Annotated in this window: 15 protein-coding genes; 5 read left to right on the forward strand and 10 right to left on the reverse strand. The window is 71.7% G+C overall.

The annotated features are described in order from the left end of the window. Positions 1-210 precede the first annotated feature (210 nt). Both AC0QU1_RS22185 and AC0QU1_RS22190 read right to left on the reverse strand, forming a co-directional pair. On the reverse strand, positions 211-1212 hold the full coding sequence (locus AC0QU1_RS22185; RefSeq protein ID WP_483572498.1) for an ABC transporter ATP-binding protein: 1002 nt from the start codon (positions 1210-1212) through the stop codon (positions 211-213). Beyond that, positions 1205-2200, reverse strand: coding sequence for an ABC transporter permease (locus AC0QU1_RS22190; protein WP_483572500.1), 996 nt, complete (start codon positions 2198-2200; stop codon positions 1205-1207). The genes AC0QU1_RS22185 and AC0QU1_RS22190 overlap by 8 nt, the downstream gene beginning before the upstream one ends. A gap of 163 nt (positions 2201-2363) precedes the next feature. On the opposite strand from AC0QU1_RS22190, the gene AC0QU1_RS22195 reads away from it, so the two are divergent. Next, positions 2364-3437 carry a hypothetical protein gene (locus AC0QU1_RS22195; protein ID WP_483572501.1) on the forward strand — a complete coding sequence of 358 codons (1074 nt, stop codon included), beginning with the start codon at positions 2364-2366 and terminating at the stop codon, positions 3435-3437. Beyond that, positions 3434-4657, forward strand: coding sequence for a DUF6716 putative glycosyltransferase (locus AC0QU1_RS22200; RefSeq protein ID WP_483572503.1), 1224 nt, complete (start codon positions 3434-3436; stop codon positions 4655-4657). Before AC0QU1_RS22195 ends, AC0QU1_RS22200 begins: the two co-directional genes overlap by 4 nt. Positions 4658-4795: 138 nt before the next feature. On the opposite strand, the gene AC0QU1_RS22205 is transcribed toward AC0QU1_RS22200, so the two are convergent. From AC0QU1_RS22205 to AC0QU1_RS22215, 3 genes are all read right to left on the reverse strand, one after another. Further along, positions 4796-5839: a glycosyltransferase family 2 protein gene (locus tag AC0QU1_RS22205; protein ID WP_483572504.1), complete on the reverse strand. Its 1044-nt coding sequence runs from the start codon at positions 5837-5839 to the stop codon at positions 4796-4798. 148 nt (positions 5840-5987) lie between these two features. Then, positions 5988-6881, reverse strand: a complete 894-nt coding sequence (locus AC0QU1_RS22210; RefSeq protein WP_483572505.1) for an N-acetylneuraminate synthase family protein — start codon at positions 6879-6881, stop codon at positions 5988-5990. A 57-nt stretch (positions 6882-6938) separates the two neighbouring features. Then, a complete protein-coding gene (locus AC0QU1_RS22215) occupies positions 6939-8183 on the reverse strand; it encodes a cytidylyltransferase domain-containing protein (protein WP_483572506.1) in 1245 nt (414 codons plus the stop codon). A gap of 335 nt (positions 8184-8518) precedes the next feature. Between AC0QU1_RS22215 and AC0QU1_RS22220 the strand changes: the two genes are divergently transcribed. Both AC0QU1_RS22220 and AC0QU1_RS22225 read left to right on the forward strand, forming a co-directional pair. Beyond that, entirely contained in the window at positions 8519-10540 is a 2022-nt protein-coding gene (locus tag AC0QU1_RS22220; RefSeq protein ID WP_483572507.1) for a polysaccharide pyruvyl transferase family protein, read from the forward strand. A 55-nt stretch (positions 10541-10595) separates the two neighbouring features. Continuing rightward, entirely contained in the window at positions 10596-12506 is a 1911-nt protein-coding gene (locus tag AC0QU1_RS22225; protein ID WP_483572508.1) for a glycosyltransferase, read from the forward strand. A 90-nt stretch (positions 12507-12596) separates the two neighbouring features. Here the strand turns inward: AC0QU1_RS22225 and AC0QU1_RS22230 are convergent, their stop codons facing one another. From AC0QU1_RS22230 to AC0QU1_RS22240, 3 genes are all read right to left on the reverse strand, one after another. Then, the gene (locus tag AC0QU1_RS22230) at positions 12597-13931 is read right to left on the reverse strand and encodes a polysaccharide pyruvyl transferase family protein (RefSeq protein WP_483572509.1); all 1335 of its coding nucleotides are present in this window, start codon (positions 13929-13931) and stop codon (positions 12597-12599) included. Between the two features lie 110 nt (positions 13932-14041). Then, a complete protein-coding gene (locus tag AC0QU1_RS22235) occupies positions 14042-14977 on the reverse strand; it encodes a hypothetical protein (RefSeq protein WP_483572510.1) in 936 nt (311 codons plus the stop codon). A 98-nt stretch (positions 14978-15075) separates the two neighbouring features. Further along, complete coding sequence (locus tag AC0QU1_RS22240) at positions 15076-16962, reverse strand: N-acetylmuramoyl-L-alanine amidase (protein ID WP_483572512.1); 1887 nt, start codon at positions 16960-16962, stop codon at positions 15076-15078. Between the two features lie 262 nt (positions 16963-17224). Between AC0QU1_RS22240 and AC0QU1_RS22245 the strand changes: the two genes are divergently transcribed. After that, a complete protein-coding gene (locus tag AC0QU1_RS22245; RefSeq protein ID WP_483572514.1) occupies positions 17225-18562 on the forward strand; it encodes a SpoIID/LytB domain-containing protein in 1338 nt (445 codons plus the stop codon). Between the two features lie 101 nt (positions 18563-18663). On the opposite strand, the gene AC0QU1_RS22250 is transcribed toward AC0QU1_RS22245, so the two are convergent. Both AC0QU1_RS22250 and AC0QU1_RS22255 read right to left on the reverse strand, forming a co-directional pair. Further along, positions 18664-18864: a Trm112 family protein gene (locus tag AC0QU1_RS22250; RefSeq protein WP_483572515.1), complete on the reverse strand. Its 201-nt coding sequence runs from the start codon at positions 18862-18864 to the stop codon at positions 18664-18666. Further along, positions 18861-20390 (reverse strand): phosphomannomutase/phosphoglucomutase, encoded by a 1530-nt coding sequence (locus AC0QU1_RS22255; protein WP_483572516.1) that lies wholly within the window; start codon positions 20388-20390, stop codon positions 18861-18863. Before AC0QU1_RS22255 ends, AC0QU1_RS22250 begins: the two co-directional genes overlap by 4 nt. Positions 20391-20499: the final 109 nt, after the last annotated feature.

The following is a 20499-nucleotide window of genomic DNA, read 5'->3' on the forward strand; positions in this document are numbered from 1 at the left end:
GGGTGTGCTCGCACCGAGCCCGGGTGCGCCCCACCGAGATCGGTGTGGTCGGTAAAACGTCAGGTGATCGGCAACTCGGATTGCCGATCACCTGACGTTTTACCGACCGCCTGACGTTTTACCGACCACTGGGGCGGCTCCGGCCGGGACCACCCGGCGGCCAGCCGACCACGCGCCGACCGACCACCCGGCAGGGCTCCGGGCGGCTAGCTACGCGCGCGCCTCCGCAGCCTTCTGTGCCTCGGCGTCGGCCTGCTGCTCCGCCTTCTTCTTCGCGGCCTCCTCCGCAGCGCGCTTACGCTGCAGCGCCCTGCGGCGGGCCGGGCCCATGCCCGGGCGCTGCGCCCGGACGAACCGCTTGTACGCCTCGGCGACCTCGTGCACCGGACCGTCCATGACAAGCTGGCCCTGGTGCATCCACAGCACGCGCGTGCACATCGCCTCGATGGTCGAGATCGAGTGGCTCACGAGGAACACGGTGCCCGCGTTCTCGCGGACCTGCTCGATGCGCGCCTTGCTGCGCTCCTTGAAGGCGGCGTCGCCGGTGGCCAGCGCCTCGTCGATCATCAGGATGTCGGGCGAGGCGGCCGACGAGATCGCGAACCGCAGCCGCGCGCCCATACCGGACGAGTACGTCTTCATCGGCAGGTAGACGAAGTCGCCGATCCCGGAGAACTCCACCACCTCGTCGAACTTCTCGTCGACCTGCTTGGGCGTGAGCCCGAGCGCGAGCCCGCCGATCATGATGTTCCGCTCGCCCGTGAGCTGCGGCATGAGCGCCGCGTTCACGCCGAGCAGCGACGGCTCGCCCGAGACGTGCACGCTGCCCGACTTCGGGGGCATGAGCCCGGCGATCGCCCGCAGCATGGTGCTCTTGCCGGAGCCGTTGACCCCGACGATCCCGACGGACTCCCCGTGCCGCACCGTGAAGGAGACGCCCCGCACGGCGTGCACCTCGCTCACGGCGCCGACGTGCTGGCGGCCGGCCCGGAGCAGCCGCTTGTAGAACGGCACCTTCACCTTGACGTCGCGGACCTGGGCGCCGCCCTTCTCGGCCTCCTTGCGAGCGCGCCCGCCGATGACGCGGTAGACGACGTGCAGGTCGTCCACCACGAGGCACGGGTCGCCGAGCTCCGTCTGGAGCGCCTCCTCGCCTTCGTCCTCTGGCTCGATCTCGAGGTCGAAGTCCATGTGCTCGTCGGCCTCAGTCACGTCCGTACCTCTCCTCACCACGCCAGAAGACGATGAAACCGATCACGAAGAACACGACGGCCCACACGCCGCCGAGGGCCCACATCAGCCCGCTGGGCGGGAACGCCTCCTCCTGCATCAGCACCGAGCGCACGAGGTACAGGTAGACCGCGATGGGCTGGTACTCCAGCACACCCGAGAACACCGCCTTGGTCGCCTCGGACACGCCCAGGTTGTCGACGTAGTGCGACACCGGGAAGATCACGCCCGACGCGTACATCAGGACCCGCATGACGAACCCGATGACGTTGTCGAGGTCGGGCACGCTGGCCACCAGCCGGGCCATCATGAACGCGAGCCCGGTGTTGAAGATCCACAGGAGCGCCACCGCGGCGGGCAGCAGCAGCCACCACCAGGTCACGTGGACCATCTTGTAGGTGGGGATGAGGCCGCTGAGCAGCGTGATGCCGCACATCACAACGATCGCGGGGACGAGCGTGGTGAGCAGCGACAGCACCGTGGACATCGGCAGCACCGCACGCGGGAAGTGCAGGGAGCGCAGGAGCTGCGTCTTGCCGCTGATCGACTTGGCGCCACCGCTCACCGAGGCCTCGATGAACCGGAACATGAAGACGCCGATCACGATGTAGGCGATCGAGTTGTCGACCCCGCGGCTCAGGTGGAGCAGGATGCCGAAGATCAGCACGTACACGGCCGCGTTGAGGATGGGCGTGAGGACCGCCCAGAGCTGGCCGAGGTAGTTGTTCTGGTTCCGCGCGTACGCCGTCGACGTCGCGAGGACCCGGATGAAGGCCCAGCGGCTCGTCAGGTCGCGGATGTACTCGCCCAGCGGCGGGCGCACGTTCAGGGGGCGCAGGCCGTACTGCTTCGCGAGAGCGAGGCGCTCGGCCGACGTCGTGCCGGGGACGAGCGGTGGCGGCGGCGTTTTCGCATCACCGCTGGCCGCTGGCGTGACTGACGCCGCGGCGGAGGTAGTAGGTGTGCTCACGGTGCGTGAAATACCTGTCTGGTCGGGGGCACGGCCGGGGACGATCCGGCCGTTCGATCCTAGCGGGTCACAAACCCTAGCAGTATGGTCGGGATTGCTCGTCGCGGGCGTGCGGACACGCCAGCGGCCAACATGCGGCGCCGTGCGTGAGAGACTGCACCGCGTGCAGCACCCCCATCCGGCTCCTCGGACCACGGACCCGCGCGCCACGCCTCCGCGTGTCGCGGGCGCCCTGGTCGAGTCGCCGCTGCAGCTCCTGTGCACGGTCGAGGCGCACGCCGCCGGGTACGGCGGCACGGACACCCACGTGCACGTGCGCGACGACGTCCCGGCCCTCGGCGACGCCCTCGCCGCCGTCCGCGGGCTCAGCCTCCCCGCCGGGCTGACCTTCGACCTGGCGGGCCGCCGCAGCGCGCTCACCGCGCGCGAGCCCGTCTGGCTCGTCGGCGACGCGTTCTCCGGCCTCTTCCAGGCCACGGCCCCCCTGCGCCGCCCCGAGCGCATGGTCCTGGTCGACGACGGCCTGGCGACCCTCGAGCTGTGCCGCCTCCTGGTCCGCCGCGACCCGCTGGTCCGGATCGGCAGCCCCGCGCGCGCCCCCCGCCGTCGGCTCGGTGCCGTCGCTGCGGGCCGCCTGCGCTCGCTGGCGGCCGACGGCCGCGTCACGATCTTCACCGCGCTCCCCCTCACGCCCGACCTGACCGCGGGCCTGCGGGCCCAGGGGTTCGACGTGCGGCCCAACCGCTTCGGCTGGCTCACGGCCCAGCCGGCGGACGACACGATGCCGGAGCCCACCATCGTCGTCGGCTCCGCGATGGTGGCCGACGGGCTGATCGACCAGCACCGGTACGTGGACTGGATCCGGTCGCTGGCCAAGGAGGGCGCGCTGCGCTACCTCCCGCACCGCCGGCAGACCGCCGAGCTGCTCGCCACCCTCGCCGCGATCGACGGCGTGACGGTCGACGTGCCCGGCGCGCCCGTCGAGATCCGGCTCCGCGGCCTGCGGCCGGGCCAGCGCGTGCTGAGCCTCCCGTCGACGTCGACCATCCTGCTGACCACTATCATTTCACCGCTCGGTGTCCCCGTCACCGCGCTCGACGTGCCCGCCGACTGGTGGACCGCGCGCGCCTCTGCCGATCGCCGAGCACACCTGACCAGCGTCGTCGAGCTCGCCCGGCAGGCACGGGCCGCGGCAGACGGCGCTTCGGAAACCGACTCCCCGGAGGCGAACGAATGACCATCCGCGTGCTCGCGGTGGCGGACAGCGACTCGTACCTGAAGTGGGCGTGCGCGACGCTGGACCGGCTCGGCCCGCCTGACGACACCGGGCTCGACCGCTCGGCCGTGCTCGTCAAGACGCCGATCGTGCCGACCACCAGCCAGATCGCCGCCGCGGTCGCCGGATCTTCAGTGGTCCGTCCCGCCGTGCTCCCCGTCCGGGAGCTCGCGGCGCAGATCCGCGACAACACGCCCGACGTCGTGCTCATCGCCGCCACGGGGCCGGTCGCGGAGGTCGTGGCGCGCGCCGTCGTCGCCGCGACGGGCAAGCGGCGGCCCGCGCTCGTCACGGGCCTGCCCGGCATGGCGCTGCCCGCCACGCCCGAGGGCACCGGCTGGCGCCGCTGGTGCGACGCGTTCGTGGTGCACAGCCGGCTGGAGATCGAGGCCTACCGGACGGCGTTCGCCGCGCACGGCGTCACCCCGGAGGTCCCGCTGGCGCACCTGCCGTTCCTCGAGCACATGGCCACCGGACTCGGCGCCGAGCCGGTCAAGCGCGTCGTGTTCGCCGCACAGGCCAAGGTGCCGGACAACCGGCCGGACCGCGTCACCCTGCTGGACCGCCTCGCGCGGCTCGCCGAGGAGGACTTCGAGGTCATCGTCAAGCTGCGGGCCCGCAAGGGCGAGCGGCAGACGCACAACGAGGCGTTCCCGTACGACGAGCTGTGGGACGCCGAGCACGAGCGGCTCGGCCACCGCAGCGACGCGCTGCGGTTCGTCGACGGGCCGATGGCGGAGTGGCTGCAGGCCGGGTCCGCGCTCATGACGGTCAGCTCGACCGCCGCGATGGAGTCGCTGGCCCTCGGCCTGTCCACGGTCATCATCGACGACTTCGGCGTGACCCCGGAGCTCCTGAACGCCCCGTTCGCGGGCAGCGGCTGCGTGATGCACGTGGCCGACGCCGCCGAGGCGTTCCGGGCCGGCGGCCCGCAGCCCGACACGGGCTGGCTGGAGGACAACTACCTGCACACCGCCGAGTCCGAGCTGCCCGCGACCGTCCGGGAGCTGGCGGCGCGCCGCGCGGCCGGCACGCTCACCGAGCGCACCGAGGTCAAGCCGTGGCTCCGCATGCGCTACCTGCGGATGGCGCTGCAGATGTACCTGCCGAAGTTCGTCTACGACACGATCCGCCTCTCGACCCGCCCGGTCCGCCTCCTGTTCCTGGACAGGAAGGCGTGATCCGTTGAGATCTGGTGGTCGTGGTGAGATCTGGTGGCGCAACACCAGATCTCACCACGACCACCAGATCTCGAAGGGTTGACGTCGGGCGGCACAGGGCCGGGGGACGGCACAGGGCCCGGAGGATGCGGCGCGGCGTCAGACGCCGTCGTCGACCCGGACGCGGTCGGTGAGGCCGCGCAGGAACCCGGCGCCCCACGACATGTGCATGGTCACGAGGGTCGCGGGCAGGGCCAGCGCGGACCGCAGGTCGAGCCGCGGCCGCCGCGTCGCGGCGTGCACGGACGCGCCGAGCACGCCCAGGAGGTAGGCGGCGGGCGCCACGAGGCCGACCAGCGCGACGGGCAGCGAGCCCGCGACCGCGCCGCCGACGGCGACCAGCACGGACGCGCCGAGCACCACGACGGCGGTCGGCGGGGCGAGGTACCGGAGGCTCGCGGTGCCGGGGTTGCGGCGCACCACCTCGCGGCGCCACATGCCGGTGCGCCAGAACTGCGTGGCGACGGCGCCCAGCGTGCGGCGCGGCTTGTACTCGACCACCAGCGAGGGGTCGAACCACAGCAGGCTGCCGCTGTTGCGCAGCCGCAGGCACAGCTCCCAGTCCTGCGCCCGCACGTACACGGGCGAGTAGCCGCCCACGCGCTCCAGCGCCTCGCGGCGGAACGTGCCCAGGTAGACCGTCTCGGCCGGGCCCGCGCTGCCGCCGGTGTGGAACGACGCCGCGCCCAGACCCGCCGGGTGGCTCATCGCACGCGCCACGGCCTTCTGCACCGGGGAGTCGCCGACGGGCAGCATGCGCCCGCCCACGCCGTCGGCCCCCGCCGCCTGGAGCGCCTCCACCGCGCGGCGCACGTACGTGGACTCTGCCACGGTGTGGCCGTCCACCCGGACAAAGATCGAGTGTCCCTCCGGCATCCGCTCCAGGCCCGCGTTCAGGCCGAGCGGCTTGGAGCCGGTCGGGTTGTCCACCACGGTGACGCGGCCGGTCTCGGCCGCGAGCTTGTCCGCGATCTCGCGGGTGCGGTCCCGCGAGGGACCCACGGCGAGCACCATGTGCAGCGGGTGCGGGTAGTCCTGGCCCAGGATCGACCGCACCATCGCCTCGAGGTACGGCTCCTCGTCACGTACGACGGCGACCACCGTCACCAGCGGCATGCTCGCCGCCTCAACCCGCTCGGGCACGCGGCCCCCTCTCGTGGACACGATGGCCGGGCCGTCCGGCCCGGCGCTCCCGGAACCTACCGGACCGGGGAACATCGGAGGCGGGCGCCGCACGTGCGGCGCCCGCCTCCGACGACGAACAGTTCTGCCGCGTCAGTCAGGCGCCGGCTCAGGCGTCGACGCGACGCAGGCGCGACATCGGCGAGAACTCGCCCGGCATGACGCGCTTCTGGCCGTCGCCCAGGGCCTTCTCCAGGATGCGGATGTCGCGCACCAGGTTCTCCAGCCCCTTGGGCTCGAGCGAGGACGCGTGGTCCGAGCCCCACATGGCGCGGTCGAGCGTGATGTGGCGCTCGACGGCGACGGCGCCGAGGGCCACCGCGGCGATCGAGATCTGCAGGCCGGTCTCGTGGCCCGAGTAGCCGATCGGCACGCCGTAACGCTCCTGCAGCGTGGTGATGGTGCGCAGGTTCGCCTCCTCGGGGGGAAGCGGGTAGGTCGACGTCGCGTGCAGGATCACGAGCTTGCTCGTGTCCAGGATCTCCACGGCGGCATCGATCTGCTCTAGCGTCGACATGCCGGTCGAGAGGATGATCGGCTTGCCGGTCTCGGCGAGCGCGCGAAGCATCTCGTGGTCGGTCACCGAGGCCGAGGCGACCTTGTGGGTCGGCACGCCCATCTTCTCGAGGAACTCCACGGACGGGGCGTCCCAGGGCGAGGCAAACCACTGGATGCCCTTGTCCTTGGCGTACGCGTCGATCTCCGTGTACTCCGGCTCCTCGAACTCGACCTTGTACTTGTACTCGAGGTACGTCATCTCGCCCCAGGGCGTCTGACGGATCTTGTCGCGCTGGTCCTTCGGCGTGCTGATGTCCGGCGTGCGCTTCTGGAACTTCACGGCCTGGCATCCGGCCTCGACCGCAACGTCGATCAGCTTCTTGGCGATCTCCACGTCACCGTTGTGGTTGATGCCGATCTCACCGATCACGTACACAGGCTGGTCGGCGCCGACCTGCAGGTCGCCGATCGTGACCGGCGCGGGCTGCGCGTTCGTCGCGCTCATAACAGGGTCCTTCCGAAGGGGTCGAGCACAGGGTAGTGCTGTTACGTGTCGTCGGGACTAACCGGTGACGACGGGGGTCTGGGCGGCTACCGAACTCGCGGCGACTTCACCCGGACGCGCAGCGAGTATACGGTCACAGATCTCGCGGACCGCGCCGTTCCCGCCCTCGCGGGACAGCACGAGCCTGGCCTGCGCCTTCACCTCCGGACGGGCGTCGGCGACCGCGACGGGCCAGCCCACGACCGCCATCGCGGCCAGGTCGTTCACGTCGTTCCCGACGTACGCGACCCGGGCCGCGTCGAGGTTCTGCTCGGCGATCCAGGCGCGCAGCGCGGTGGCCTTGTCGTCGATGCCGTGCATCACCTGCACCTTCAGCTTGTCGGCGCGCGAGGCGACGACCTTGTTGGTCTCGGTGGACAGAATGAGGATCGGCAGGCCCGTGCGCCGCAGGCGGGACACGCCCATGCCGTCGCCGCGGCTCACGCGCACCTGCTCGGTGCCGTCCTGGTTCACGTAGGCGTGGTCGTCGGTGTGCACGCCGTCGAAGTCGGTGACGAGCGCGTCGACGTCGAGCGGCACCGGCGCCGCGTCGGTCTCCTGGTCCACGAGCTGGCGGGCGAGCCAGAGGTCGCGCGGCTCGTCGATCTCGATGGACCACTCGGGGGCCAGCGGCTGGATGCCGACGTCGCCGAAGAAGCGGCGCCCGCCCGCCCGGAACCCGTCCGTGCGCATCACGTAGAAGGCGCCGGTCTCGCGGTAGTGCGGGGCGCGCTCCTGGCGGCGGGGGCGGTAGTCGGTGGTGTGACCGACCGGGGTGGCCACGCCGTCGTCGATGCGCCACTGGAAGTCGTGGGTCTCGGAGACCGCGACCACCACGTCCTTCTCACCCTTTGTGACGCGGCGGATCGCGGTGTCCAGGTCCTCCGGGTCGATGAACGGGGAGGTGCACTGCACCAGGACCGTCACGGGCGGGATCTCCTGGGCCGGCAGGCCGCCGTCGCCCGCCTCGACGCGGTCGAGCACGTGCAGCAGCGCCGACTCGGACGACGCGGTGCTGCCCGCGATCTCCGCCGGGCGCACCACCACGCGCGCACCGTGCAGGCGCGCCTCCGCGGCGATCTCGTCGTGGTCGGTCGATACGATGACCTCTGCCACCGACGGGGCGGCGAGCGAGGCCTGGACTGCGCGCCCGACGAGCGTGATCCCGTCCACCCGCGCGAGGTTCTTCAGGGGTACGCCCTGCGAACCTCCCCGGGCCGGGATGACGACTACGGCGGACGGGGTTTCAGCGGGTACGGACATACGTGGCACTCTCGGGTCGAGTCGGTATGGATACGCCGTCCACAGTAGCGCCACACGCGCACCGCTACGCACACGATGCCCGCACCCAGGCCCGCCCAAGGTGTGGGATCCTGCCGTTGCGCGGGTGACAGACCGCGCTCCGCAGAATTCCCCGGAGATTCCACCCAGCGGTACGGCGGCCCCGGCGGGCCGTCGGGACCGTGCCGAGAACGGAGACAGCTCGAGTGCCCGGAACCGAAGGTCGCAAGGCGAACTCCCCGAACGCCACCGGTGGCCTGCCCCGTCCAGTCCCCCGACCGGAGCGGCGGGAGCACGCACGGCGCACTACCGAGGTGATGCGCGCGCTGCGCGAGATCACGGGCTCGCGGCCCAAGCTCGACTCGTTCACCACCCGCGAGCTCGCGAAGGGCCACGTGGCCTGGCACGAGGTCCGCAAGGTGCGGGCGGCCGTGCTGGAGGCCGCCCACGCCGCCGTGGACCGCTGGGACGTGCCGGCCGCCGCCACGCTGACCGACCTCCTGCGGACCGACTCGCCCGACCCCGAGGTGGGCCGCCTCGCCGGCGTGGTCGCCCTGCTCTCGGACGACGCCGAGGCCGCCGAGCAGCTCTTCTACCAGTCCTCCCGCGGCACGGGCTCCGTCTCGCGACGCCGGACCAACGCGCAGCGCGCCGTGGACGAGCTGAAGCAGTTCCTGAGGCTGCGGGCCGAGCTGCTCCGCCACGAGGGCCCGGCGGAGCTCGCCGACCTGCGCGAGCTCGTGGCGGCGCTGCCCGTCACCAGGCGGTCGGACGCCGACGCCGTCTTCGGGCGCTATCTCGTGGCCTGTCTCACCCTCGGCGTCGGCGGCCCGCTGGCCGACCTGCTGGACGAGTTCGCCGACTCCGGCCGGCTCGAGGCGCTGACCGCACCGCCCGGGGTGCTCGACATGGCCGTCGGGAACGCCGAGTTCGTCGCGGCCGACGCCGACCACGCGGGCGCGCTCCGGCTGCTGCAGAGCACGTTCCGTACCTACGGCCTCGTCTCGGAGCAGTACCTCATGGCGCTCGGGGCGTCGCTGTCCGGGCTCAGCCGGTACGACGCCGCGATGCGCGCCTTCCGCATCGCGAGCCCCGGCCCCGGCTCGGTCCGCGCGGCGCAGGTCGCCTGGATCGTGCACGACGACGAGGCGGCGCACACCTACGCCCGCCGCGCGCTGCGCCACGACATGCCGCGCTCGACCGTGCGCACCATCCTCGGCCGCGTGGAGCACCCCGTGACGCCGCGCGAGGCGGACGCGCCGTCGGGCGGCTTCGGGCACGTCGCCTTCTACGTGGACCGCGGGGAGAACTTCGGCGACATCGTGCTGCCCGACGCCGTCCGGGACGCGATCACCGAGCCCGCCGGGCCCGCCGACTGGGTGCCCTTCCACGCGCACCAGGTGTTCGACGACGAGTTCGTCCGGATCGCCAACGCGCAGCGCGCCCTCGTCGTCGGCGGCGGCGGGCTGTTCCTCCCGGACACCTCGCCCAACGGGAACAGCGGCTGGCAGTGGAACGTGCCGCCCGCCTCGCTCGACGCGGTGACGGTCCCGGTCTACGCCTTCGCCGTCGGCTTCAACCTCTTCACCGGGCAGCGGTTCAAGGGCGACCTGTTCCGCCGCAGCCTGATCGCGTTCACGCGCAAGGCCGAGTTCCTCGGCCTGCGCAACACCGGCTCGATGGAACGCGTGCGCGACCTGCTGCCCGCGGAGCTCCACGAGAAGGTGCGCTTCGTGCCCTGCGCCACGACCGTGCTCGAACACATCCGGCCCGGGGTGACCGCCGGGACCTCCGGCTCCGGCACGGTGCTGCTCAACGCGGCGTTCGACCGCAGCGAGCGGCGCTTCCACGGCGGCTACGGGGAGTTCCTGGCGCAGATCGTCGAGTTCGTCGAGCAGGCGGGCAAGGGCGGCGCGGAGGTCCGGATCGCGGCGCACACGCGCGGCGACGTGCGGCTCGCCAAGGATCTGGAGGCGGCGCACGACCTGACGCTGCCCGTCGACGAGCTGCACACCATGGACCAGCCGGACGCCCTCGACGTCTACCGCAGGGCGTCGCTCGTGATCGGCATGCGCGGCCACGCGACGATGATCCCGTTCGGCGTGGGCACCCCGGTCCTGAGCATCATCTCCCACCCGAAGATGCGGTACTTCCTGGAGGACGTCGACCGGCTCGACTGGGGCTTCGACGTGGGTGATGTCCGTCTGGGCGCGCAGCTCGCCGAACGCACGCTCGACGTCCTGACCAGGGAAGACGCCTACCGAGCCGATGTGGCGGACCGGCAGCAGGTGCTGCTGCCGCACGTCCGCTCGGCGGCGGCAGACCTCGCGAAGGGCTGACGGCCTCCTGGCCGTTAGACTCGTCCGGTCCCAGTACACCGAAAGGGAGTTATCGATGCCCACCATGCGGAGCGTGCCGCTCGGCCGCGAACCGGGCGACGCGGAGATCGCATCGTTCGCCGACCTGATCGACAGGCCCCTGCTCATCGTCGGCAACGGGCCGTCGTCGGCCATGCCTCCCTACCACCGGATCCCGGCGGATGCGGTGGTCTTCCGCATGAACTGGTTCTTCCTGGAGAGCAACTACCACTTCGGCGACCGGGTGGACGCGTACTTCAGCGCCATCCCGAACGAGAAGCTGGAGAAGCTGCTGCAGGAGGAGATGCGCGCGGGACGGTACGACGTCCGCCGCATCCTCAGCCCGATGCGCCATGCGGCGAACCGCGACGGCGACAAGTACGGCCTCGAGCCCCTGACCGGCGTCGAGGAGCTGGACTCCTGGTCCATCCCGGCCCGGCACCCGCGCCTGGCCCGCGCCTTCATGAGCCGGCCCGGCCTGCCGACCACCGGCATGCAGGCCCTGGCGTTCGGCCTCGGCGTCGGCTTCCGCGAGGTCTACCTCGCCGGCGTCGACCTGTACGAGTCCAAGGACAGCCGCTACGGCTACACGGTGACGCAGGCGGCGGAGTCGGCGCTCAAGGACAAGGACCTCACGCCGGGCTACGAGTCGGCCCACGGCCTGGACTCCGACCTCGCGTTCCTGCGCTCCTGCATCGCCGAGTTCCCGGACGCGACCATCCGCTCCGTGAGCCAGTCGGACACGCTGCACCTGTTCGTGCCCCCGGCCGACGAGCTCACCGACCGGCCGCACCTCACCCCTGAGGCCGTGCCGACGCTGGCCGCCTCCAAGGACACGGTGGACCTGGAGCTGCCGGAGGTCGGCGAGGACACCTCCGTCATCGTCCCCAAGGTCGGCGGTCCGCTGTGGAAGGAGATCGACGGCCGCAAGTGCGCGTACGTCACCGTGGTCTCCGGCGCGTACCACCACGGCGCGCGGGCCCTGGCGAACTCGCTGCGCGAGCACTCGGACGTCCCGCTCATCGCCCTGGTCACGCCCGACGCCGACCGCGCGGCCCTTGCCGCCAGCGGTATCCGGACCATCCAGGTGCCGGGCATCCGCAACCCGATGAACTCGGGCGGCAACAAGATCCAGGCGCGCTTCGCGATGACCTACACCAAGCTGCACGTGTTCCGGCTCGACTTCTTCGACCGCGTCGTCTACCTCGACAGCGACACCGTCGTGAAGGGCAGCCTGGACGAGCTGTTCGAGGGCGACGACTTCGCCGCCGTGCCCGACGCCGGCCTCGACCTGCCCGACGGCAACGTCTTCAACTCCGGCGTCTTCGCCGTGAACCCGTCGCACGGCGTGTTCGAGAAGATGATGTCCCAGCTCAGCCACACCACGTCGTACGACGGCGGCGACCAGGGCTTCCTCAACCAGTTCTTCTCGGACTGGCGCAAGCTGCCGCTGGAGTACAACACCACCAAGCGCATCTACTCCCACCACCCGCAGGTGTTCAACGAGGAGGACGTCAAGGTTCTCCACTACGTGGGCCGCAAGCCGTGGGAGCCGACGTCGAAGGGCGAGCGGTACGACCAGCTCGACTACGCGTGGCTCGACCACCTCGCCGACTGGGAGAAGAACGAGCTGGTGCGCGACCTGCGCCACGCGGCGGCGGGCGGGAAGCCCCCGGAGGCGGGCAGCAGCAGCCCGTTCCGCCTGGCCCAGCAGGCCAACAAGACGAACAACGCCAAGGAGGCGGTGCGCGTCCTCGAGGCGGTCATGGCCCAGCGCGAGCCGACGTCCGCGGAGCTGCGCGAGCTGGCCAAGGCGTACCGCCGCCTGGGCCGGCACGACGACTGCGCGCGCGTGCTCAAGCAGGCCTACGCGATCGACCCGCGCCGCAGCGTGATGCGGGACATGATGCTGGCGCAGGCGCGCTCGATCAAGAAGAAGCTCGCCTGACCGCACAGAAGCCGAGGTAGGACGAGGGGCCGCGAACCATCCGGTTCGCGGCCCCTCGTTCTGTCGTGCTGCGGTGCTACCCGCCCGCGGTCACTTGCCCGCGAGCCGGCGCAGCGGCCGCAGCCGGCGGCGCAGGCTGTCGGGCACCATCGACTTGCGCGGACCGCCGACGGCCTCGAGGTCCTTGCGGGCCTTGTTCAGCTCGCGCTTGAGCCGGCCGACGTCCTGCTCCAGCTTGTCGAACCGCATGGAGGAGTCGTACGCCCGCGCCGCGGTGCGGCGCTCGGGCGGCGTCAGCGCACGGAACGACGGCGTGACCGTCTCGCCCGTGAGGCTCTTGTAGATCGCGCCGAGGTTGTCGAGCGACGTGTCGAAGAAGCCCTGGCGGACGTCGGCGAGCTCCTTGCGCAGCTCCGGCTGGCGCTCGTGGACCTCGTTGATCGTCCGGTACAGGGTGTCCTGGAAGTCGTCGGCGCGCGGGTCGATCGCCCAGTCCGCGTGGCCGATGTCGGTCGCGAAGTAGCGGATCTTGTGGTGCACGTACAGGGACAGCGGGATGGTGCCCATGCCGAACGGGACCATCTGCGCGTGGCCGCGCGTGCCGAGGATGATCGGCAGGCCCGCGAAGTACTCGACGCCCTGGTACAGGACGTCGCGGTTGCCCCACAGGACGTGCTCGCTGCTGACCACGCCGCGCTCGGTGAGCCGGTCGTGGAAGCCCATGTCGGCGCGCGCGTGCGGCACGCTCTCGATGCGCCAGCCCTCGCCGGAGAGCTTCGCCAGGACGTCGATCTGGTCCGCGTAGATCTTGTCGGCGTCGAACCCGGCGCGCGCCTGGCGCTTGCCGACGATCGACTCGGCCGAGATGCGGCGCTCGTGCGGGATCTCGTCGCGGAACAGGTCCGGGTACAGGAACGACGACAGCGTCGTCGGGCACGGCTGGTACGTGACCCGGTGCCGGTTCGACTCGGTGATGTACGGCTTGATGGTCTCGACCGAGCCGTGGTTGCGCAGACCGAAGAAGACCGACTTCTCGAGCGTCAGGTTGACGTGCTCGCGGAACGGGTCCGCGAAGTCCGCCTGGTCGATGAACCGGTTGTTGCCCACCGCGAAGATGATCAGCGGCTTCTCGATGCGGCGCAGCAGGTCCAGCGAGATGTTCCACTGCCAGCCGGAACGCTGGTTCGGGTTCGTGTCGCTGAGGAACAGACCACCGCCGCCGATGACGACGGCGTCGACGTTCTCGTTGATGAAGTCGACCAGACGCGGCGTCACGGGGTCACGAAGCTGTCGGCTCTGGACGATCTCGAAGGCGTCCCCGCCCGCGAAGCCCTCGAAGAGCTCGCGCACGGTCTCGAACAGCAGGGTGTCCCCGTAGTTGCCGTAGGTCTTGATGTCGAAGTGGAACAGTCTCAGTCGCTTCATCGTGTCACGCGCCGGTTCTTGGAATGCACGGGCACCATCCTTGATCACTGTGGTCAGATCTGCCAAGCCCGCCGCCCTGGGGCCGCGGGACGTCGTTCAAGCGGGTCGAGTCACTTCCCGCCGGGGAGGTAGGGCGACTCGCCCTTGTTCACTGCGAGGTCGGCCGCGTCCGCCGGCAGGCTGCTCGTCACCATCTCGTGCAGCGCCTTGTTCGACGGCGCGAGCGCGGTCAGCATCTCCTCGCGCTGCTCCGGGGTCAGGAGCAGCGGCGACGGGTGGGTCACGTTCGAGAAGTTGGCGTCGAGGAACAGCCGCAGCTTGCGCCGGTCCTCCGCCTCGAGCTCGGCGTTGCCGACGAGCGCGAGCTTCAGTGCAGCGTCAGAATACCCGCGGTTGACCGCTTCCGTGTTGAAGGAGAACTTCGGCACGACGCCGACGCCGGTCTGCTGGAAGAACTCCCGCACGAACGGCCGGGAGTGCAGCTCCTTGATGCCCTCGAAGTAGTTGACCCGCACCTCGGAGCCCGCGGGGACCGCGTCCTTGATCTTCTCGACCAGGGTGTCCCAGCGCAGGTTCTCCGGCGTCACGGGCGCCATGAACTCCTCGAAGGACTGCGTGGAGCCCACGCGGACCGTCTGGAGGTACGAGCTCTCGACGAACCGGTCCTGGCGGCGCACGTACAGCAGCACCGTGGTGCGCTCCGGCTGCAGCACCTTGTGGGCGATCCGCAGGATGTTGTCCGCCGGCGCGTACAGCGGGCCGGTGCGGAAGGAGTGCACGGAGGCCAGGATGTCCTCGTGCGAGATGACCAGGCTGTCGTGGGTCGCTGCGTCGCGGACCATCTCGAACGCCCTGGTCACGTTGCCGAGGCTCGCGCCCTGACGGCGCCACCGCGAGTGGTAGCCCTCCGTGAGGTTCTCGTACTCGTTGCGGATCAGGACGTCGTAACCACGCTTGGCGAACGCCTCGCGGTTCGTGCGCAGGGCCTTCTGCACCAGCGTCGTACCGGTCTTGTGCGCGCCGACGTGCAGGACGAGGTGCTTCACGGGAACCAACCTTTCGGGACAGATGAACGCCCCCGAGGATACAGGCGGTCCTCACCCGCCTCGTGAAGTGCTTCACGGGCACCTTTCACCCGCGCAAGCTACCGCACGAACGCGACCCCGCTGACCCGCACCCGGGCCTCGTCCAGTGTCCGCAGCGTCACCCGGCCGGACATCGCCTCCGGGAGTCGGACGGTGAAGACGCGCCGCGCGTCGCTCGCGCCGTCGGTGCTGATCACGCCCACGCGGGTGGCCCCGACGGACACGGCGACACGACCCCGGCCCGGCGCCGTCGCCGCCATGACCCGCACCTGCGTGACCCGCTCGACGCCGGACACCACCAGCCGGCCGCCCGCGTGGGTCGTGGACCAGGCCCGGTCGCGGTAGTAGGCGTCGTCGTCCACGCGCACCCAGGTGCCCGTGGAGCGGGCCAGCTCCGTGAACGGCACCGGGCGGGTGGTTCGCACGAGGTGCGAGATGGGCCCGAGCCGGCCGGCGCGGTCCACCGCCCGCACGGCGTACTGGACCGTGAGGCCCTCGGCGGCGTACAGGTTGGCCGAGGTGCCCGACACGGTGATGATGCGGCGCCAGTACCGCCCGTTCGGCATGGGGGACCGAAAGCCCGCGTACCTCTCCAGCACCTGGTAGCGCACGGCCCCCGGCTCGCGCTCCCACGAGAAGCGTGTGCGCGCGGGCCACTGGACCGGGTACTGGTGCGCGGCCGCCCCGCCGGGTGTGACCTCGCCGGTGGTGTACCGGACGGCGCCGTGGCGCTCCAGCGCGGCGTTCTTCAGCGCGTTCACGGTGCGGCGGATCGCCGGGAGCCGTTCCGCCAGCCGCTCGCCGGGGCATGCGGTCCAATGGGTCGTGCGGTGGCCCAGGATGCGCGGCACGCGCACGACGTCGCCCGGCTCGCTGCGGGTGTTCGAGTCGACGCTCCCGCCGTTGGGCAGGCCGACCGAGCCGGTCACGGGCACGTGGTAGCGGTACGCCTTCCACGCGAGCACCCGCTCCAGGCTCCGCAGCATGGAGCGGCTGGGACCCGTCGTCTCGAAGTTGCCCATCGCCGACACCCCGATGGTGCCCGTGTTGAAGCCGCCGGCCTGCGCGCCGATCGGGTTGTCCGTCGCCGCCTCCCTGCGGCCCACGAAGACGGTGCCGTACCGGTCCACGAGGAACTGGTAGCCGATGTCCGGCCAGCCGCGTGACCTGGTGTGGTACGCGAGGATCCCGCGGACGATCGCAGCGGACTGGCTCCGGCTGTAGGAGTTGGTGCCCGCAGTGTGGTGCACGTACAGCGCGTCCAGCCGGCCCGACACCTCGGGCCAGGCCGAGGCGAGCGACTCGTCGGCGCCCCACCCGCTGCGCGGCACCAGCGCGGGCCGGATCTCGTCGCCCGTCGCGGCGCTCGCCGAGCCCGCCGGCCGCGCGGACCGCCCGACGTTCGCGTCGGCCGCCGTCGCGCCCGGGTCCACGACGTCCACCCTGAGACCGGAGGGCGCCCGCCCGCTCACCGTCCGCACGCGCGCCTGGACGGCGTCGGCGCCCGTGGAGAGGAACGGCTCGGTGCCGGCCCGCTCGCCGGGGACCCCCGCGCCGTCGGCCCCGACCTCCTCGACGCCCACCGACTGCCAGGCGCTCCACTCCCGGTCCTCCCGGACCCGCAGGGCCACCTCGGTGACCTCCTCCCCCGTGCCCGCGTCCCACGTGACGCCCGCGACGAGGAACTCCAGCGTCTCGGCGCGGCCGCTCAGCGCCGCGAGGCGGCCGGTCCCGGCGGGCGGATGGGCGTGCCCCTCGGCCTCGCGCAGGGCGCTCGGGTCGCGCCGGGCGGCGGCGTCGATGCCGGGGATCCGCAGCTCGTCGAGCCGCGGCGGAACGGCGGCGGCCTCGGGCAGCGGGAGCTGCGGCGTGGGCAGCAGCACGCCACCGGCGGCGAGCACGACCACCATCGACGTCGTCGCCACGCGCCGCACGAGTGACCGCATGCCCCCGACCGTAGCCACGGGCCCGGGGCGACGCACCAAAAGCCGTATTCATCCATCTCGTCTCACTGTCCCGCCGCCTCGCCACGCCGCCGAACCGCAGGATGACGGTCACCGCGAACGCCCAACCGCAACCTGCGCGTGCATCGGGCGCCTCAACGACGCGCAGGTTTCGGCTCGGCGGGTCGGGGGACCGATAACTTCCTCGGTTCTGGGTGCCGTTCTCGTCTCGATGATGCACAGTGGGACGGGGAAAGAAAGCACCATGAACACTCGATCCGAAGTCCGCCGGTCCGCACGCTCCCGCGAGGGCCGGCACCCGCACCGCTGGGGCCGCCTGCTGGCGCCCCTGGCCCTGGTCGCCGCGACGCTCGTCGCGACGCCCACCACCGCGAGCGCCGCTGACGTGCCCGACAAGTTCCTCATCGACGGGTCGGGCTACGGGCACGGCGTGGGGATGGCGCAGTACGGCGCCTACGAGATGTCCCGCCGCGGTTCGTCCGCCACCGGGATCCTCGCGCACTACTACCGCGGCACGGCCGCGGCGAACCACGGTACTCCGGCGCTGGTCGACGTCCAGGTCTACGGGCCGGATCCCTACGGTTACGACGGGTACGGCGACACCACGGCCACGACCGTCCACGTGCGCGACGGCGGATGGCGGCTGCGCGCGGGCGACGAGACCGTCGTGTCGGGCCCGGCGGGCGACCTCCGGGTCTGGACGTCCGAGGGCGACATCGCCGTCCGCACCCCCAGCGGCCGCATCTTCCGGGACGACCTGCTCGTGCTCCAGTGGGCGGGCACGCCGTACTTCCGGCCGGACGACGACCCGGCGACCGTCACGATCAACCGGGCCCACGGCTCCTACCGGTTCGGGCGGCTCGTGCTCAGCGCGTCAGAGGGCGTGCCCAACATCGTGAACGTCCTGCGGCTCAACACACAGTATCTCTACGGCCTCGCCGAGATGCCCGCGTCGTGGGCTACGACCGGCGGGCAGCAGGCGCTGCGCGCCCAGGCCGTCGTCGCCCGCTCCTACGCCCTGCTCAAGACGGCGGATCGGAACCCGGTCTGCCGGTGCCACCTCGTGGACGACGTGCGCGACCAGCACTTCTCGGGGTGGGAGCACGCGTCGGGCTTCGCCAGCGAGTACTGGCGCCGGGCCGTCAACTCCACCACCACCTCGCTGACCCGCGGGAGCGTGCTGACCTACGACGGCGTGCCCGTCGCGACGCACTACTTCTCGTCGAGCGGGGGCCGCACGGCCAACTCCGAGGACGTGTGGTCGGCGGTCGTGCCGTACGAGCGATCCGAGGCCGACCCGTACTCGATGGCCGCACCCGGCAACGACTACGCGCACTGGCGCCGCGGCATCGGTCAGGCGCAGGCGCAGGCGCTGTTCAACGACGAGCTGCGCCAGATCGCCTCCATCCGGGTGACCGAGCGGTACTCGAGCGGGCAGGCCCGGACCCTGGTGGCGACGTCGCCGAGCGGGCGCACGGCCAGCATCTCTGGCAAGGCCGACGAGATCCGCTCCCTCGTCGGCTCGCGCACGTTCGCCGGGAGCGTGCCGTCGTCCTGGTTCACGGACATCAGCCCGGGCTGACCCGGCCGTCGGTCGATCCTGTCGAGCCCCGGGGACGCCTTGCCCGGACCCGGGCCTCGACAAGCTCGGCCAGCGATCGCACGCTCAACCGACACGCACGTTCACAGCGGGCGGGCGTCCGACTCCAGCAGCACCGGGATGCCGTCCCGCACCGGATAGGCGAGCGGCCGCTCGGGGTCGGTCGAGTGCAGCTCCGGCTCGCCGTCCGGCCCCACGCCGTCCACCAGGGTTGCCCCGGTCACCGGGCAGCGCAGGATCTCGCGCACCCAGGGTTCCAGCGCCTCGGTCTTGTTCGTGCTCACGGTGTCTCTTCTTCCTCCGGCGAAGCGGCCAGGTCGCGCACGAGCGACAGGACGTCGTCGCGCACCTTCTCCATGATGTCCTGGTCGGCGGCCTCGACGTTCAGCCGGAGCAGGGGCTCGGTGTTGGACGCGCGCAGGTTGAACCACCACTGCGGGTGGGACTCCCAGTGCGAGACGGTCACGCCGTCGAGCGTGTCCACCTCGATCCCCGGGTAGGCGGCCCGGTAGGCGTCCAGGACCCGCTCGGTCGCCGCGCCGGCGTCGGCCACCGTCGAGTTGATCTCACCCGAGCCGACGTACGGCTCGAACATCTCCGCGAGCTCCGACATCGTGTGGTCCTGCGTGCCCAGCGCGGCCAGCACGTGCAGGGCCGCGAGCATGCCGGTGTCGGCGAACCAGAAGTCCCTGAAGTAGTAGTGCGCGCTGTGCTCCCCGCCGAACACCGCCCCGTGCTGCGCCATCTGCGCCTTGATGAAGGAGTGGCCCACCCGGGTGCGCACCGTCGTCGCCCCGGCCGCCGCCAGCAGGTCCGGGACCGCGCGCGAGGTGATCAGGTTGTGGATCACCGTGGGCGTCCGGCCCGCCTCCAGCTCCTTGGTCACCTCGGCCAGCCCCACCAGGGCGGTCACGGCCGACGGCGAGACCGCGCCGCCCCGCTCGTCCACGACGAAGCACCGGTCGGCGTCGCCGTCGAACGCCAGTCCCAGGTCCGCCTGGTTCGCCACGACGGCGGCCTGCAGGTCGATCAGGTTGCTCGGCTCCAGCGGGTTGGCCTCGTGGTTCGGGAACGTGCCGTCCAGCTCGAAGAACAGCGGCACGATCTCCAGCGGCAGCCCGGCCAGCCCTGCGGCGTTCCCGAGGACGGCGGGCACGGTGAGCCCGGCCATGCCGTTGCCGGCGTCGACCACGACCTTGAGCGGCCGGACCGCGGACAGGTCCACGAGGGAGCGCAAGAACCCGGCGTAGTCCGCCAGCAGGTCGCGCTCGGTCACCTCGCCGGCGTCGGCGACCGGTTCGGGCAGCTCGCCGTCGAGGTAGCCCTGTGCCAGCTCGCGGACCTCGGCCAGGCCGGTCTCCTGGCCCACGGGGCGCGCTCCCGACCGGCACAGCTTGATCCCGTTGTACCGGGCCGGGTTGTGGCTCGCGGTGAACATGGCGCCCGGCAGGTCGAGCTGCCCGGACGCGAAGTAGAGGCCGTCGGTGGAGCACAGGCCGATCAGCGTGACGTCGACACCCGCAGCGGCGACGCCCCGCGCGAACGCGTCCACCAGGTCGGGGCCCGAATCCCGCATGTCCCGCCCGATCACCATCCCGGGGCGCCCGGCACCCGCCGCCGCGCCGCCGGGCTCAGCCGCGCCGTCGGCCCGTGCCGCGCCGTCGGGCCGCGTGGCGCCGTCGGCGTCGGGCAGGACGACGACGCGTGCGAACGCGGCCCCCAGGGCCTGCGCCACCCGCGGGGAGAGCTGGTCGGGAACAACACCGCGTACGTCGTACGCCTTCACGAGAGAACTCAGGTCGATGGCCACCCGGACAGCCTACGGAGCCCGGCGGGCAGATGCGATCGACCTGTCCCCCGTTTCGGGGTGAGGAAAAACCACCGGCGGGACGCCGAGACCGGCCCGTGCACACGGTTCC

The organism is Promicromonospora noduliphila (assembly GCF_056951025.1).

What these genes read in the sequence shown, in the direction of transcription:
- AC0QU1_RS22245 (WP_483572514.1), top strand. Translation starts at nt 17,225, where the DNA reads ATGAACACTCGATCCGAAGTCCGCCGGTCCGCACGCTCCCGCGAGGGC.
- AC0QU1_RS22240 (WP_483572512.1), bottom strand. Translation starts at nt 16,962, where the DNA reads ATGCGGTCACTCGTGCGGCGCGTGGCGACGACGTCGATGGTGGTCGTG.
- AC0QU1_RS22220 (WP_483572507.1), top strand. Translation starts at nt 8,519, where the DNA reads ATGCGCGCGCTGCGCGAGATCACGGGCTCGCGGCCCAAGCTCGACTCG.
- AC0QU1_RS22215 (WP_483572506.1), bottom strand. Translation starts at nt 8,183, where the DNA reads ATGTCCGTACCCGCTGAAACCCCGTCCGCCGTAGTCGTCATCCCGGCC.
- AC0QU1_RS22210 (WP_483572505.1), bottom strand. Translation starts at nt 6,881, where the DNA reads ATGAGCGCGACGAACGCGCAGCCCGCGCCGGTCACGATCGGCGACCTG.
- AC0QU1_RS22200 (WP_483572503.1), top strand. Translation starts at nt 3,434, where the DNA reads ATGACCATCCGCGTGCTCGCGGTGGCGGACAGCGACTCGTACCTGAAG.
- AC0QU1_RS22230 (WP_483572509.1), bottom strand. Translation starts at nt 13,931, where the DNA reads ATGAAGCGACTGAGACTGTTCCACTTCGACATCAAGACCTACGGCAAC.
- AC0QU1_RS22225 (WP_483572508.1), top strand. Translation starts at nt 10,596, where the DNA reads ATGCCCACCATGCGGAGCGTGCCGCTCGGCCGCGAACCGGGCGACGCG.